Origin of the sequence: Acinetobacter sp. A47 (genome assembly GCF_000805455.1) — a bacterium.
Taxonomy (GTDB): domain Bacteria; phylum Pseudomonadota; class Gammaproteobacteria; order Pseudomonadales; family Moraxellaceae; genus Acinetobacter.
The window spans coordinates 296,166-310,201 of record NZ_JSUS01000032.1 but is presented as its reverse complement, the minus strand read 5'-3'; the positions used below and the strand labels follow the sequence as shown (position 1 = coordinate 310,201).

Genomic DNA, 14,036 nt, shown 5'->3' with positions numbered 1-14,036 from the left:
CTTACTATAAGTCTAAAGTTAGCTTTAATGTCAAGAGGAAATCGGTAAAATGAATATCAGTGAGTTATCGAAACAAAGCGGCTTAAGTACGCCTACTATTCGTTACTATGAGCAGATCAAGCTGTTACCGAAAGCAAAACGCAAATCGAATGGTTATCGCGAATATAGTGAAAATGACCTCAAACAGTTATTCCTGATCCAGCAAGCGCAGCAGGTGGGTTTTTCTCTGACAGAAATCAAGGCTTTCTTACCCTCCAATGTCACGTCATGGGATCACGATATCCTGATTGGGCTGCTAGAAAGTAAAATCAAGGACATTGAAGACCTTGAACAGAAACTGGCTGTCAGCAAGCAAAATTTACGTATGATGATTACCGCGATTAACAACAAACCAGATGAAATTACCTGCGAAGAAAATGCCCAACGTTTACTGAACCTGTACTATAGCAGTGACAAGGCCTGATCATCCCCACTTTGGCATATTTGGCATTTTTCAAATAGCCTGACCGTTTCCATTCATCAACTGCCGAGAAAAGTGCTTGACCTTCAAGTTTGCTTCAAGCATAGGATAGTTGACAGGTGATTGATAAGGAACCTGTCATGTTGCAACGTTGGAATCTCAAAATGTGGTTGATCGGCATGTCGATGCTGGTCTTTTCTATAGGTACGGCCTGGGCTGCTGAGCCGGTGCAAAAGGAACAGATGCGGTCATTAGGCAAAATTCTGGTGGTGATGACCAACCATTCTGCTTATCCGACCCGTACAGATCACACCGGATTATGGTTGACCGAGCTCACCCATTTTTATGACATCGCACAGGCTGCTGGCTATGATATGGATTTTGTCAGTCCGCAAGGTGGCCCGGTTCCACTGGATGAGCGTAGCTTGAAGCCCATTTATCTGGATAAATCTGCCAAAGCGCATTTGGCCGATCCTCAGTTCATGCAACGTTTAAAGACGACACTGGCACCGGATGCCGTTGATGCGTCACGTTACCTGGCCATTTATTATACAGGTGGCCACGGTACCATGTGGGATTTTCCAAAAAATGAAGGTCTGAAAAAGATCAGTGAGCAGATTTACCAGCAAGGTGGTGTGGTATCTGCTGTTTGTCATGGTGTGGGTGGGTTATTGCCATTACAGGATAGCACTGGTCAAGCCTTGATTGCAGGCCGAACCGTAACCGGATTTGCCAATATCGAGGAAACGCTTTCCGGTATCAAGTCTCAGGTGCCATTTTCCTTACAGGATCATCTGTTACAACGGGGAGCCAAGTATAAACGTGCATGGCTGCCCTTCACCTCCTATGTCATTGTGGATGACCGTATGATTACCGGACAAAACCCGCAGTCCAGTAAAGAGATTGCTGAAGCTGTAGTGAAGCGTTTAAAAAGCCTGAATTAAGTCATCGACTTTAAGCCAGATACCCGTATCTGGCTTTTTTAATCCTGCCCTCTACCCTCATCGCTTGCCGAAGTACATGCTCTTGCTGATGATCTGTTTTTCCTGTGCAGATAATGATTTATACCATTCAAAAAACACTTGACCTTAAAGCTAACTTTAATCTTAGCATTTGAACAGTTGAGTTAACAGGAAAAAGATCATGATGTTGAGTCGTCGCCATTTGAGTCAGTCACTTTCAGCCATCTCTGCAGGCTTATTATTAAGTACAGCCACTTATGCAACTGAACCCAATACACAGAGTACGCCACTGGCTGGGCCAGATACAGCTCAAACAACTGTAGTCGAATTTGGCCCTTATAAAGTCAATGTTCCCAAAGGTGGCTATTATGACCGCTTTCGTATGAACCCTGATCTGGATGAGGTTGCCAAAGACCCTGCCGCTGGAAACATTGATTATTTTCGGCATATCCCTAAAAAGCTGGTCGATACACGGGTAGGCAAAGTCTGGTCGCCAAATTTTTATTATCGTACCAGTAATGTACAGCTGTTAATGCTGGCTCCGGTCGATAAGCTGAAAGCCCGTCTACCTGCTCCGCTTCAACCGCTGCAACCTTTGCCAGGTTACGGTCTGGTTTCCGTTACCATCTTTTCTTATAAGGTCGGTGATGTCGATCCATATGATGAAGCTTCTGTTGCCATCGTGGTTCGTCAGCCGGGTGCCCATCATTTCAATAGTACTGAGTTATTCAGCTCGATGCGCCAGCATAAATACTACGGTCATGTGCTGGCCTTGCCTGTTGATACTGAAATTGCGCGTGTTCGTGGTGTCTATGGTTATCAACTGCCAAAATGGTTAACGCCGATTGACCTAAACATCAATCGTCAAAACCTGCAGGCACAGATTTTAAATACCGATGGTCAACCTGATCTGAGCCTGACCGCGCCTTTACCAAAAATTAAAACGGTAAAACCTCAATCTCGTATTGAAACCAAAACCATGTATCAGCTGGTTGATGGCAAATGGCACAGTACTTCGGTCGAATCCAATACCCTGGCCTTTGGCCAGAAGTTATTCCCTAAACATGTGCAACTGGTACGTCATGGCGGGCCGATCAGTCAGTTACTGGATGATCTGGGAGCTGCCAGGATTTTACGTCTGGATGTGGTAAAAGACGCCCAGTTAGCCTTAAATATGCCGGTTCCTTATCCTGCACTGGATCGCAACAGCAGCAATAAAAAATAATTGTAAATACATTAGTGCCCCCTGCTTTCAGATGCAAAACAGGGGGCATTTTTATATTTAAGCGTACAAGATGATGTCAGGGCACATCGCTGTGAGGGAGGTGTAAGAATGACAGATAAACTCTTATCTAAACGCGATCAGGCTATATTGATCCGTATTTGAGGTTTTTAGGTACAGATGCTTGTCATAGCTAAGGTATAATAGAAAAACTGATACGGATGTGCAGATAAAAACAGTGACCGGTTTGACGCGGTCACTGTTGCTTGAGATCGGGGCTGGATGAATCGGCCATGAAATCAGGAACGGGCCTGAACCGGGAATTCGAGTGACCAGATCTGCACCCATCAGTTTTGCTGGGGTATAGGCTCCGCCTGATACCGGGTGTTGCAATAAATACTGTATGACAATCAATGACCCGCTAATGGTTAGGCTATAGGTATTATCGGTTTGTATACGGACAGTCCGGGTTTCGCCTTGGGCATTGCTGGCTTCGCCCCACACATAAGTCGGCAAGCTGGCACGTGTTGTTTCATCCGGGCCAACCACGGCTTTGTCTATACGGGCTTTTACCAGATTCTGTACCCATTCCAGCCTTAATAAAGGGCGAATAAAGTTTAACAATCTGGCTCCGCAAATCATTTTGGCTGGAGCCGGAACAAAGACTTCGATATTGGGAATGCCGGTTGTATAAAATGCGGTTGCAACATCGCCCCAAGGAATGCTCATGGCACTTTTTTCACCATCACCAAAATCGATCTTGCGTACATGATGCGCTAAAGGGACTGACGTGATCTTGCCATGTTTACGGATCTTGCCACCTTCTGCCATGCCTTCGGTGCTGGTTTTTGCTGTACCCGGAGAAAACCCTGACTTTGAGTCAAAACCCAATGCCAGATGCGTTGCATCAGGCAACTGCTGTTTTAAGGTTGCTGCCACGCAATCTGTTGGAATCACATCAAAACCAACCCCTGGACAGATGACAATATTGGCCGCCTGAGCCTGACGATCGAGCGACTGCGCCAGCTCAAATACGGCGATCTCTCCTGTAATATCCAGATAATGCGTACCAGCGTTTAAACAGGCTTGCATCATCGGCTCGGATGTGGACGAAAATGGCCCGGCACAATGCATGAGTACCCGAAAACCTTGTAATTCCTGACTTGCCCGAGCCGGATCGTCCAGTCCAAATGCCCGGAATTCCAGTCCTAGCTCTTTTGCCAAAGCCTGAACCTTGGCCCTGTTTCTGCCAGCCAGTACCGGCTTTAGACCAAGACGTACAGCTTCACGGGCGATTAACTCGCCCGTGTAACCATTTGCACCATAAATCATCCATTGTGAGTTGTCGATCTGTGTCATGATATGCCCCCGGGTTAAGATGCGACTGAATATTGGCGCATCCGTTTTTTATATTGACGGGTACGGCGCGCCATAGCGGACTGTTGCAAAATCAAGGCCCAAAGCGGAGAAACCTGCGGATTCGGCGTTTTCCCAAGGCTCAGTTTACGTAACTGGAACTTGACCGTTGCCATATTGGCCAGAGAAGCCAGTGTTTTGTTTTTCCAGTGGATCGGTTTTAATGCTGGCGCTGTATTCTTGCCCTGTTTCCACTGGTTAGGTAGATTGGGTTCTATGGCCAGAGCCGTGGCAATCCCAACCATATCTACACCACTTTCAATCACCTGCTCGGCGACCTGTTTACGGCGGATTCCGCCGGTTACCATCACCGGCATTTTGGCGACCTTACGGATTTCCTGAGCGAATTCAAGAAAATAAGCCTCACGAGCTAAAGTACGGCCATCACGTGCCTGCCCTTGCATTGCAGGTGCCTCATAGCTACCCCCCGACAGTTCGACCAGATCAACGGGGAGTGTATTTAGCATCTGCACCACCTGTTGTGCATCTTCTGCACTAAAGCCACCGCGCTGGAAATCTGCCGAGTTGAGTTTCACGGCAACGGTAAAGTTGTCTGAAACCACAGCACGTACCGCTTTGACAATCTCGATCAGGATACGTGCGCGATTTTCAAGGCTTCCACCCCATTGGTCCTGACGTTTATTGCTAAGGGGTGAAAGAAACTGGCTCAGTAAATAACCATGAGCAGCATGGATTTCAACTCCGGTAAAACCAGCTTTTTCGCCCAGACGTGCTGTATTGGCAAAACGCTGGATAACTTCCTGAATCATGTCCTGAGTCATTTCAACCGGTGGATTGAAGCGATCTGACATTTTGCCCAGATCCAGTGCCACTGCTGAAGGCGCCCAGGTTTGCTGTCCCAGATTGGCTTGCATTTGTCGCCCTGGATGGTTGATTTGCAGCCAGACTTGAGCACCTTTAGAACGCCCGATTTGAGCCCAGCGCTTAAAAATGTCCAGATGTGATTCATCTTCCAGTACCACACCACCCGGGCCTGTCATGGCCCGGCAGTCAACCATGACATTACCTGTAATAATCAGGCCGGCGCCACCGTCTGCCCATGCCTGATACAAACGCATCAACTCTTCGGAAGGTGCCTGGTTTAAGTCTGCCATATTTTCTTCCATAGCAGCTTTGGCAATACGGTTTGGGACCATGGAACCATTCGGGAAAACCAGTTTTTCAAATACTTTCATTCTTGTTACCTCTTGCAGTATGGTTTTACTTTAAGGTTTAAGTTAACTTTAATGTCAATGGGTTTCTTGAAGAAATTAAAAGATTTTTAATAAGTACTTTGTATTCAGTAAATTAAGTCGTTATAACGCGTCTGGTTTTTAAATAAAAAAATAGAGGCCTAAGCCTCTATTTTCATTTTTACGGTATAAAACCGGCTATGCACGAATAAATGCCAGCAGGTCTGGATTAATTATATCGGCATTTACCGTTAGCATCCCGTGTGAAAAACCTTTATAGGTTTTCAGGGTGCCATTTTGCACCAGTTTGGCAGAACGTACGCCTGAGTTTTCATAAGGAACAACCTGGTCATCGTCACCATGCATGACCAGCACCGGAACCGAAATCTTTTTCAGGTCTTCAGTAAAATCTGTCTGGGAAAAAGCCACAATTCCGTCATAATGGGCTTTGGCACCGCCCATCATGCCCTGACGCCACCAGTTCCAGATTACGGCTTCTGAAGGTTTTGCATCGGGACGGTTAAAGCCGTAAAAAGGCCCTGCTGGCAAGTCATAATAAAATTGTGAACGGTTCTTGAATAACTGGTTTTGTAAGTCATCAAATACTTCTTTCGGTAGACCGTCCGGATTGTCCGGTGTTTTTACCATAATCGGCGGCACAGCACTGACCAGTACTGCTTTTGCTACATTTTCTTCACCATGACGCGCGATGTAATGCGCCACCTCACCGCCTCCTGTCGAGTGTCCAATATGTATGGCTTTCTTGATGCCAAGATGCTGTACAACTGCAGCCACATCATCAGCATAATGATCCATATCATGTCCATCCCAGACCTGGCTGGAACGGCCATGCCCACGGCGATCATGCGCAACAACACGGAAACCTTCATTTAAAAAGAAGAGTAACTGGGCATCCCAGTCGTCTGAACTGAGTGGCCAGCCGTGGTGGAAAAAGAGCACTTGCGCATCTCTTGGGCCCCAGTCCTTATAAAAAATTTCTACACCATCTTGGGTTGTAACGTATGCCATCTTTGTTTCTCCTGTGTAAGATTTACACTGTCGAGTCATGATCTATGTTTTAATCAGTTTCATTAGAATCACAATATTTTGCAGACTACCGTTAGAGATAGTGCTTTTATAATAAGGTTAAAGTTAGCTTTAAGGTCAATGGGTTTAGTCCCATTCTGATAATAAAAATGTAATTTTATGATCTATGTTTTGCCCGCCAGAATTTTAGTTATCAATTGAAAAGCAAGGTCTTATTTAAAATAGGGTCTGTTGAAGCTTTGATATTGTTTACAGACTTGCAACCAATCTGCCGTTTGCATTTCAAAACTGTAATTTTAACACTTGACTTTAAAGTCAACTTTAATCTTATAGTGATCTCAAAGACGAGCAATGTCCCTGTTGATGATGGGGTATTGAGAGATTTGATCAATTCAAGGTTAACGGATATGAAGAGCAATAAACAGTTTACTGAAGTTGAATTTGGACAACAAAAAGTCAGTGTTCCCAAGGGCGGCTATTATGACCGTTTTAGAATGAACCCTGATCTGGATGAAGTCGCTCAGGACCCTGCTGCCGGTAATATCGACTTTTTTAGAAAAATACCGAAAAAACGGGTTGAATCAAGAGTTGGCCCGGTCTGGGCACCGAATTTTTACTATCGTAGCAGCAACGTGCAAGTCCTGATGCTCGCACCGCTGAAATTACTCAAGAAAAAGCTGCCTGCGCCTTTAGAACCATTACATGCCTTACCGGGGTACGGGCTGGTTGCACTCACCTTTTTCCACTATTCCGTTTGCGATAATGATCCTTATAACGAAGTATCGGTTGCAATCGTTGTCCGTAAACCGGGTGCCCATGGCCCACATGCCCTTGAGCTGGCAAATTCAATCCGGCAGCGTCATTTTTATGCGCATGTGCTGGCCTTGCCTGTTGACACCGAGATTGCACGGGTTCGTGGTGTATATGGCTATCAACTACCAAAATGGCTGACCGAAATTCATGTCGAGATCAATGCCAAGCAAGTTAATGCAAGCCTGACAGATACAACAGGTAAGCCTGATTTAAGTCTGAGTACGGTGACACCTCCTTTAAAACAGGTGAAATCCGAATCCAGAATGTCTCAAGCCACCATGCTGCATCAGGTTGATGGCAAGTGGCACCAGACTCATGTGCAATCCAATCCACTTTCTTTTACACAGAAACTGCTACCGCGGCAGGTCAAACTGGTACGTCATGGCGGACCGTTAAGCCAGTTGCTCGACGAGCTAGGAGCATCCAGAATCCTTCGTCTGGATGTGGTGGAAGATGCACAGGTTGTCTTGAACTTGCCACAACCCCTTTAATGAAAAGAGACTGAACAAACAGGGAAAATAACAATGCTTCAAACTGACTATGATCTTGTGGTATTCGGTGCTACCAGTTTTGTTGGGCAAATTCTCACCAAATATCTGGCTGAATATTTTGCGACCCGGCATGAGCAGCTGCGCTGGGCAATTGCGGGTCGTTCGCAACAAAAACTTCAGCAGCTCAAAGATACGCTTGGCAGCTCAGGAGAGTCTTTACCGATCCTGATTGCCGATGCGGGCAATCAGGATGAGCTGAATGCCTTGTGTGCACAGACCCGTGTAGTGGTATCAACAGTCGGCCCTTATGCCTTATATGGTGAACCCCTGATTCAGGCCTGTGTTGCCAATGGTACAGACTATTGTGACCTGACCGGTGAAACCCAGTGGATCAAAAAAATGATCAGGAAATATGAATCTCAAGCACAACACTCCGGTGCGCGCATTGTGCATTGCTGTGGCTTTGATTCAGTTCCTTCCGATATGGGCGTTTATTATTTACAGCAGCAGGCACAACAACAGTTTGGCCAGCCTGCAACCCGGGTCAGCATGCGGGTCAAGACCTTAAAAGGCGGAGCATCGGGTGGAACCGTTGCAAGCCTGATCAATGTGATTCAGGAGGCTGCTGCCGATCCGGCATTACGCAAAGACCTGCTCAATCCTTATGTACTCTGTCCGGAAGATCATGGCAATACCCAGCGGCAGGTATATATCAAGACCGCAAAATTTGATCCGGATTTTAATGCATGGATTGCCCCTTTTGTCATGGCTGCGGTAAACGAGCGTGTGGTGCACCGCTCTAATGCCCTGTCCGGCAATGCCTATGGCAGTAATTTTAGTTATAACGAAGCCATGTTGACAGGTCAGGGACTCAAAGGACGTTTAAAGGCCCTTGGTATTGTTTCGGGTTTGGCGGCATTTATGCTCGCTGCGGTGAATAAACCGGTGAGCCAGCTCATGGAGCGCTATATGTTGCCAAAACCTGGCGAAGGTCCGACACCGGAACAGCAGCTTGCGGGCCGTTTCGATTTACGTTTTGTCGGTAAAACAGAGGCTGGCCAGCTGCTCAGGATTAAAGTGACTGGTGACCGGGATCCGGGTTATGGCTCTACCGGGAAAATGTTAGGACAGGCCGCCTTAAGCCTTGCGCTTGACCATCGTAAACAGGAAGGACAAACCGGTCGTGCCGGTGGCTTCTGGACACCTGCCACCATGTTTGATGACCGGTTTATCCAGCGCCTGTCGGATCATGCAGGTATTGAGTTCCAGCAGCTCTGATCCTGTCGTCGATCTCCACATGTTGGCAGTTTAACTGTCTAAATCCATGAGGTTTAACATGAATACTTTTAACGATATCAGCAATGTGAAACATGCCTCTGAAATATTGATGCAGCAGCGTAAAGCTTTTTTAGCCACTGAACCGCCAAGCCGGGCACAACGTAAGGCCAGTCTGGCAAAATTACGCGCTGCCGTGCTTGCGTATCGTAGCGAGTTACAAAGTGCAGTGAGTGAAGATTTTGGTCATCGTTCTGCGCATGAAACAGATCTCATGGAGTTGGTCGGCATCGTACAGTCGATTGATTATTTATCCAGTCACTTACGCCGGTTCATGAAAGCAGAACGCCGTCATGTAAGCTTGATTTATCGTACAGCCAGGGCTTATGTGGAATATCAGCCTAAAGGTATTATCGGGATCATGTCTCCCTGGAACTACCCTGTTTCCCTGACCCTGATTCCGCTGGCAACTGCATTGGCGGCAGGAAACCGGGCGATGCTCAAACCTTCAGAGCTGACCCCGCGTACCAGTGATGTCATGCATCGTATGCTGGCAGCGACATTTCCAGTAGATGAGGTTGCGGTAATTCTTGGTGGTCCGGAAGTGGGAGCTGCTTTCAGTGCCCTGCCTTTTGATCATTTGCTATTTACCGGAAGTACACCTGTTGGCCGCAAAGTCATGAAAGCGGCCAGTGACAATCTTGTACCGCTTACGCTGGAACTGGGCGGAAAAAGTCCGGTGATCGTCGCGCGTGGACATGTCAATCAGCGCACCATATCCAGTATTGTGTATGGAAAACTTTCCAATAGCGGACAAACCTGTGTAGCTCCTGATTATGCACTGGTGCATGAAGATGATCTGGAAACCTTTATTCAGCAATTTAATGCAACAGTCACCCGTTTCTATCCGGACGGGCCTGCTTGCGATGATTACAGCTCTATTGTCAGTGAACGCCACTATAGCCGTTTAGAGGCATTACTTGATGAAGCACGTCAGCATGGCGCCCGTGTACTCGAGATGGGGGTAAAACCCGAGTCTGCCCGCGATCGGCTCCGTACCTTGGCACCTACATTGGTGGTTGGGGCACAGGATGATCATGCCATTATGCAAGAAGAAATCTTTGGCCCAATTTTGCCTGTACGTACCTATCGCCAGATTGATGAGGTGATTGAGTATATCAACGGCCGCGATCGTCCGCTTGCCTTATATTATTTTGGTGAAAAAGATGCCGATTGCAAAAAACTGCTACGACGTACCACATCCGGCAATGTCGGTATTAACAATACCCTGATCCATGTAGCACAAGATGACTTGCCATTTGGTGGCATCGGCCCAAGTGGCATGGGGGCTTACCATGGTATTGAAGGTTTCCGTTCCATGAGCCATGCCAAAGGCATTTTTGATCAGGGACGCTGGAATTTTCCAAGCCTGCTCCATGCTCCATTTGGCAAGCTTATGGCGTTGGCACTTGCGATAACACTGGGTAAGCAAAAGTCTGGTCTTTAAGCCACATTTAACTTGAGGGAGCAGCCATTTTACTTATGATCAATGCTGCCCCTCCCCACGAAGCTATAATATATCAAATAGGAAAAACTCATGAAATGTATTACTTTTAACGGTGCTGGTGGTCCTGAAGTTATTACGGTCAGTGAAAGACCGATGCCGGAAATGACTGATGACGGCATATTGATTGAAGTGGTTGCAGCCGGCATTAATGGTCCGGATGTCATGCAACGTCAGGGTCTATATGCCCCACCACCGGGAGTGACCGATATTCCGGGGCTGGAAGTTTCAGGCATTGTAAAGCAAGTGGGTAAATCGGTTACCCGGTTTAAGGCCGGTGATGAGGTGTGTGCGCTGATCCAGGGGGGTGGCTATGCCGAATATGTCGTTGCTCATCAGGACAATGTACTTTTTATTCCGGAAGGTCTGACGCTGGTTGAAGGCAGTATTTTGCTAGAAACCTTTATGACGGTTTGGTCACATTTATTCCAGCATGCCAAATTCCGCCCGAATAGCTCGATTTTGATTCATGGCGGTACATCCGGCATTGGTACCACCGCAACCATGCTAACCCGGGCTTTTGGGGCAACCAAAATCTTTACGACGGTATCGAGTGCCACACAGCAAAAAGCAAGTCTGGGCATTGGGGCCGATGTTGCAATTAACTATAATGAACAGGATTTTGTTGAAGAAGTTAAAAAGCATACCGATGGTAAAGGTGTCGATTTTGTTCTGGATATTATCGCAGGTGATTATATCCAGCGAAATTATGAAGTGGCTGCAATGAATGGCACCATTTTACAAATCGGCGTGCTGAAAGGTCTTGCACAAAACGTCAATATTTTTCCAATGCTGGCAAAACGCCTTACCCATACCGGTGCAACGTTACGTTCCCAGTCCCCTGAAGCCAAAGCGGCGGTAATGTCTGCATTGCAAGAAAAAGTCTGGCCATTGATTTCTAAAGGACAGCTTAAACCGTTACTTTATAAGACTTTTGATCTGGAGCAGGCACGGCAGGCACACGAGTTTCTGACCAAGGGTGAACATGTCGGCAAACTGGCATTAATTGTTAAAAAATAAAATTTACTGCACTCTAAAAGAGTTAAAAGTTCAGGCTTTTAACTCTTTTTTTAAGTCAGATATAGCTACCTTAAAACGTTCGCTTGCCATCTGTTATGGTTATGCAAGATAGCAGGCCTTGACAGCATTTAATTCCTGCCTGCATTTTAGATTTGCCACCATGATTTTACTTTCTGTCGTAAACGATCTGACCTGGGGAGTAAAAAAATATGTCTTGCAGCTGACAGGGTCACAAGGCCAGCGGCAGGCAATCTGCCCCTTCAATGGCTTTTAGCAATAGGTAACACTACACCGCCTGGCAGGACTCTGTATCGGCACTTCAAGACGTAACCGGAATCATTACATATAAGCCGCTTACACAAGCTTTAAAAATGCTATGCTTTGGTCATTTTTATAGTTTTTCTTATCTCCCCGGAGCAGTTCAATGAGCTTAATGGCCAAAAAACTACAGCAAATGCGCTTTGCCTCTGTGCTTGAAGCAGTCACTTTGTTATTGCTATTCGTTGTTGCAATCCCCTTAAAGTACGCATTTGACTTACCAGTTGCGACCAAAATTATGGGACCAATTCATGGGCTGGCATTTTTATTCTATCTCTGGAATCTGTTGCGTACAGTGTCGCTCTGGTCTGGCCTGGAGTTATTCAGGTTATTGATTCTGGCCTTTATTCCTTTTGGCGGATTTTTTAACGAAAAATACATCGCACAGCGTCAAGCCACACTTTAAGCCATGCCAAATGATCAAAAGGAAATCGAATGATTTCCTTTTTTATTCTATAAGTTTATAAGGTCAAGGCTCTTTTTGATCGACATGCCTGAAAGCTTTTTATTTTCCAGACATTTACGTAAGCGCGTCCAGCTCCGGTACATCATATCAGTACATTAAAGTGAGTCACGGTCAGTTCCAGCTTTTCACAAATTTCACTTGAGTTGAGTTCAATAACTTTTCGTCGCATGAACACCCGAGCATCTTTAACTGGCCAGTGATAGTGCTTGGCGGCTGTTATTGCAGTCTGGATGACTGGATAAAACGAAAATTTTCCAGTGATTTGTAAAATAATGGGTCTAAGCGACGAAGTGCTTTGATTAAGAAAAGCCTGAAATGAATCGTTTGCTGTAACTGCAATAAGGGGCTCATCCTCTATCCTGATGTCTTGATAGAGGACGAGCACTCAAGCGCATCTTATGATTGGGTAAGTGTATGGAGTAAATGGATAACAGCATCACCTGCCAGTTGCATTGATTTTGGATCAACCTGTTCAATGGTATCGCATGCCTTGTGATAGCACGGTGCAAACTCAAGCTCATCGCCTTTCATCTGTTCATTGAACAGAATCAGGGAGGTGACAGGTACTTTCCCTAAAAATGGTGCCGTATCGCTGGCTGTCAGTGTGGTCACATCTTCTTTAATCTTGATGTTTTTCGCCTTAAAGAATTCTTTCAGGGTATTTTCCAAAGCCAGATCGCCAGCATGGCCCGGGATATTGCGTAAACCATCAATCAGCGGTTTATAATCTTGCTCCGGCATGCCCTGTTCTTTGAGCATCTGCACCATTTCATCCAAAGATGACTTGTCACCATCTGCAATCATGATTTCCGGATTTTTGGTGCCTACCATATCGAGATTGATATACGCCTTGACCGATTTTAATTGTTCCGCTGTCAGTTTGCTGACGTAATCTTGCGACCCGGCGATCCCAATCTCTTCCGAATCCCAGAAGACCAGATAAATAGTCGGCTTAAATTTTATTTTTTGACTAGATAGCTGGTTCATCAACTCAAGTAATAATGCCACCCCGGAAGCATTATCATTAATGCCCGGCCCCATTTTGACAGAATCATAATGCGCGCCAAGGATGATCACATTGTCTTTTGAATCACCCGGAATTTCCACAATCAGGTTTTGGCCTCTGGTTTTCTCACGATTTTCAAATGATTGAAGCTCAACATGATAGCCTGCTTGCTTGGCCAGATTTGAAATATAGTCTGCACTTGCTGTACCGCCTTGTGTACCAACGGCACGATTGCCGCCATGACGCTGGGCAATTTCTTCGAAAGCACGTAAATGCGTCATCATGTTGTCGGTATCAAGTTTCAGGTCGAGTTGAGCTGTATCTTCGACTTTTTGCCGGGAGTTTTGTTCGTTTTTATGACAACCGCTGATTACAAACATGGCACTTAATACACAAGCACCTAAAATTTTTTTAGAAAACATAGATCAATTTAAACCACTTTTTATAGCAGTTTATATACTAGGTGTACCGATACCGACATGCCATTTCAATTTGTATCGTGAAAATTGGGCCCAAATAAATGTTATTGATCATAAGCCAGTCCGTAGGCTTACTGACCATTGCAAAGCCCCTACTCAAATAATTGGGCCTTGTCATGTTTTGATCTGGTCAGGCTTGATAGACAGCGCCTTTGGTAACCTTACTTGCCTTGAGGCCTACAACTAAATTTGTCTCATCGCGTTAAATTTGCCTGTATCGGCAGTTTTTGTTGATGCCAGAATAAAACCATGAAAGTTGATAAATCTACTTGACCTTCCCATAATGTTAAGGTCTATGCTGCAA

11 protein-coding genes and 2 pseudogenes are annotated in these 14,036 nt (G+C 45.9%); 8 read left to right on the top strand and 5 right to left on the bottom strand.

All coding sequences use genetic code 11. From position 1 onward, the window contains the following. Positions 1-49 precede the first annotated feature (49 nt). From OC23_RS08020 to OC23_RS08010, 3 genes are all read left to right on the top strand, one after another. Complete coding sequence (locus OC23_RS08020; RefSeq protein WP_038344048.1) at positions 50-463, top strand: MerR family transcriptional regulator; 414 nt, start codon at positions 50-52, stop codon at positions 461-463. A 137-nt stretch (positions 464-600) separates the two neighbouring features. Continuing rightward, on the top strand, positions 601-1,404 hold the full coding sequence (locus tag OC23_RS08015; protein WP_038344394.1) for a type 1 glutamine amidotransferase domain-containing protein: 804 nt from the start codon (positions 601-603) through the stop codon (positions 1,402-1,404). A gap of 202 nt (positions 1,405-1,606) precedes the next feature. Then, entirely contained in the window at positions 1,607-2,647 is a 1,041-nt protein-coding gene (locus OC23_RS08010) for an acetoacetate decarboxylase family protein (RefSeq protein ID WP_038344393.1), read from the top strand. A gap of 291 nt (positions 2,648-2,938) precedes the next feature. Here the strand turns inward: OC23_RS08010 and OC23_RS08005 are convergent. From OC23_RS08005 to OC23_RS07995, 3 genes and pseudogenes are all read right to left on the bottom strand, one after another. Then, positions 2,939-4,003 (bottom strand): annotated as a pseudogene (locus tag OC23_RS08005) (saccharopine dehydrogenase family protein); the annotation flags it as partial. A gap of 14 nt (positions 4,004-4,017) precedes the next feature. Next, positions 4,018-5,256, bottom strand: a complete 1,239-nt coding sequence (locus OC23_RS08000) for an NADH:flavin oxidoreductase/NADH oxidase family protein (protein ID WP_038344046.1) — start codon at positions 5,254-5,256, stop codon at positions 4,018-4,020. A 195-nt stretch (positions 5,257-5,451) separates the two neighbouring features. Next, positions 5,452-6,282, bottom strand: coding sequence for an alpha/beta fold hydrolase (locus OC23_RS07995; RefSeq protein WP_038344044.1), 831 nt, complete (start codon positions 6,280-6,282; stop codon positions 5,452-5,454). A 425-nt stretch (positions 6,283-6,707) separates the two neighbouring features. Here OC23_RS07995 and OC23_RS07990 point away from each other — a divergent pair, with 425 nt between their 5' ends. The 5 genes from OC23_RS07990 to OC23_RS07970 all read left to right on the top strand — a co-directional run bounded on the left by OC23_RS07990 (position 6,708) and on the right by OC23_RS07970 (position 12,187). Next, positions 6,708-7,604: an acetoacetate decarboxylase family protein gene (locus OC23_RS07990; protein WP_038344042.1), complete on the top strand. Its 897-nt coding sequence runs from the start codon at positions 6,708-6,710 to the stop codon at positions 7,602-7,604. Between the two features lie 33 nt (positions 7,605-7,637). Next, positions 7,638-8,882 (top strand): saccharopine dehydrogenase family protein, encoded by a 1,245-nt coding sequence (locus OC23_RS07985; RefSeq protein WP_038344041.1) that lies wholly within the window; start codon positions 7,638-7,640, stop codon positions 8,880-8,882. Between the two features lie 58 nt (positions 8,883-8,940). Further along, complete coding sequence (locus OC23_RS07980; RefSeq protein WP_038344040.1) at positions 8,941-10,386, top strand: coniferyl aldehyde dehydrogenase; 1,446 nt, start codon at positions 8,941-8,943, stop codon at positions 10,384-10,386. A 90-nt stretch (positions 10,387-10,476) separates the two neighbouring features. Then, complete coding sequence (locus tag OC23_RS07975; protein ID WP_038344039.1) at positions 10,477-11,463, top strand: NAD(P)H-quinone oxidoreductase; 987 nt, start codon at positions 10,477-10,479, stop codon at positions 11,461-11,463. 424 nt (positions 11,464-11,887) lie between these two features. Then, positions 11,888-12,187, top strand: a complete 300-nt coding sequence (locus tag OC23_RS07970; protein ID WP_038344038.1) for a DUF3817 domain-containing protein — start codon at positions 11,888-11,890, stop codon at positions 12,185-12,187. Between the two features lie 47 nt (positions 12,188-12,234). Here OC23_RS07970 and OC23_RS19440 read toward each other — a convergent pair. Next, positions 12,235-12,446 (bottom strand): annotated as a pseudogene (locus OC23_RS19440) (hypothetical protein); the annotation flags it as partial. Between the two features lie 197 nt (positions 12,447-12,643). Then, positions 12,644-13,675 (bottom strand): M20/M25/M40 family metallo-hydrolase, encoded by a 1,032-nt coding sequence (locus OC23_RS07960; RefSeq protein WP_038344036.1) that lies wholly within the window; start codon positions 13,673-13,675, stop codon positions 12,644-12,646. Positions 13,676-14,036: the final 361 nt, after the last annotated feature.

Excerpts from the sequence above, each read along its gene's own strand:
- OC23_RS08020 (WP_038344048.1), top strand. The coding sequence starts at position 50 with ATGAATATCAGTGAGTTATCGAAACAAAGCGGCTTAAGTACGCCTACT.
- OC23_RS07985 (WP_038344041.1), top strand. The coding sequence starts at position 7,638 with ATGCTTCAAACTGACTATGATCTTGTGGTATTCGGTGCTACCAGTTTT.
- OC23_RS08015 (WP_038344394.1), top strand. The coding sequence starts at position 601 with ATGTTGCAACGTTGGAATCTCAAAATGTGGTTGATCGGCATGTCGATG.
- OC23_RS07995 (WP_038344044.1), bottom strand. The coding sequence starts at position 6,282 with ATGGCATACGTTACAACCCAAGATGGTGTAGAAATTTTTTATAAGGAC.
- OC23_RS07960 (WP_038344036.1), bottom strand. The coding sequence starts at position 13,675 with ATGTTTTCTAAAAAAATTTTAGGTGCTTGTGTATTAAGTGCCATGTTT.
- OC23_RS07970 (WP_038344038.1), top strand. The coding sequence starts at position 11,888 with ATGAGCTTAATGGCCAAAAAACTACAGCAAATGCGCTTTGCCTCTGTG.
- OC23_RS07975 (WP_038344039.1), top strand. The coding sequence starts at position 10,477 with ATGAAATGTATTACTTTTAACGGTGCTGGTGGTCCTGAAGTTATTACG.
- OC23_RS08000 (WP_038344046.1), bottom strand. The coding sequence starts at position 5,256 with ATGAAAGTATTTGAAAAACTGGTTTTCCCGAATGGTTCCATGGTCCCA.
- OC23_RS07990 (WP_038344042.1), top strand. The coding sequence starts at position 6,708 with ATGAAGAGCAATAAACAGTTTACTGAAGTTGAATTTGGACAACAAAAA.
- OC23_RS08010 (WP_038344393.1), top strand. The coding sequence starts at position 1,607 with ATGTTGAGTCGTCGCCATTTGAGTCAGTCACTTTCAGCCATCTCTGCA.
- OC23_RS07980 (WP_038344040.1), top strand. The coding sequence starts at position 8,941 with ATGAATACTTTTAACGATATCAGCAATGTGAAACATGCCTCTGAAATA.